1 rRNA gene is annotated in these 1077 nt (G+C 51.2%); it reads right to left on the bottom strand.

Features of this window, described 5'->3' with window-relative positions:
* Positions 1–720 (bottom strand): 16S ribosomal RNA (locus FYJ43_RS11940); the annotation flags it as partial.
* Between the last annotated feature and the right edge of the window lie 357 nt (positions 721–1077).

The raw sequence follows: 1077 nt of genomic DNA, 5'->3' as shown, positions 1-1077 counted from the left end.
GGTATTCCTTCAGATCTCTACGCATTTCACCGCTACACCTGAAATTCTACCCCCCTCTACAAGACTCTAGTCTGCCAGTTCAAAATGCTGTTCCGAGGTTGAGCCCCGGGCTTTCACATCTTGCTTAACAGACCGCCTGCATGCGCTTTACGCCCAGTAATTCCGATTAACGCTTGCACCCTCCGTATTACCGCGGCTGCTGGCACGGAGTTAGCCGGTGCTTCTTCTGCGGGTAACGTCAATCGACAGGGTTATTAACCCTGTCGCCTTCCTCCCCGCTGAAAGTACTTTACAACCCGAAGGCCTTCTTCATACACGCGGCATGGCTGCATCAGGGTTTCCCCCATTGTGCAATATTCCCCACTGCTGCCTCCCGTAGGAGTCTGGACCGTGTCTCAGTTCCAGTGTGGCTGGTCATCCTCTCAGACCAGCTAGGGATCGTCGCCTAGGTGAGCCGTTACCCCACCTACTAGCTAATCCCATCTGGGCACATCCGATGGCAAGAGGCCCGAAGGTCCCCCTCTTTGGTCTTGCGACGTTATGCGGTATTAGCTACCGTTTCCAGTAGTTATCCCCCTCCATCAGGCAGTTTCCCAGACATTACTCACCCGTCCGCCACTCGTCAGCGAAGCAGCAAGCTGCTTCCTGTTACCGTTCGACTTGCATGTGTTAGGCCTGCCGCCAGCGTTCAATCTGAGCCATGATCAAACTCTTCAATTTAAGTTTGATGCTCGTGAATTAAACTTCGTAATGAATTACGTGTTCACTCAGAGACTTGGTATTCATTTTTCGTCCGAGGACGTTAAGAATCCATGTCACTTTGAGTGCCCACACAGATTGTCTGATAAATTGTTAAAGAGCAGTTGCGACGCGCTTCAGCGCTCTGTCGCGAGGTGGCGTATATTACGCTTTCCTCTTTCAGAGTCAACCCGTTATTTCAGGATTTTTTTCTCTTCAACCGACCGGGTAGTCTGTGAAGTGATTCACATCCGCCGTGTCGATGGAGGCGCATTATAGGGAGCCGCCGAGGAATGACAAGCGGAAAAATGCATTTTTATTTCAACCGCTCACCTTTTC

Origin of the sequence: Cutibacterium porci, from assembly GCF_009696315.1 — a bacterium.
GTDB lineage: Bacteria > Actinomycetota > Actinomycetes > Propionibacteriales > Propionibacteriaceae > Cutibacterium > Cutibacterium porci.
Note: the sequence above shows the minus strand (reverse complement) of the source record. Positions and strands in the feature narration are given on the sequence as shown.